We start from the raw sequence: 221 nt of genomic DNA on the forward strand, positions 1-221 counted from the left end.
TGGTGGTGCGTCAGGAGCAGGCGCGGCCGGCGGGGCCGGCCAACGAGGTTCTGATTCGGCCGCGTTTGGTGGTGCGCCAGGAGCGGGCTCGGCTGGCGGAGCTGGATCTCCCGGTACGGGCGGGGCTGGATCTCCCGGTACGAGCGGGGCTCCAGGCGGAAACGCCGGCCAGCGTAGTTCTGGATCAGCGGCTCTTGGTGGTGCGCCAGGAGCGGGCTCGG

1 protein-coding gene is annotated in these 221 nt (G+C 72.4%); it reads right to left on the reverse strand.

Annotation, left to right across the window (positions count from 1 at the left end; genetic code table 11):
* A partial coding sequence (locus ACLBX8_RS32380) for a hypothetical protein (RefSeq protein WP_447716490.1) occupies positions 1–221 on the reverse strand: 221 nt, incomplete at both ends.

The sequence above is a fragment of the Methylobacterium sp. D48H genome (assembly GCF_053345715.1).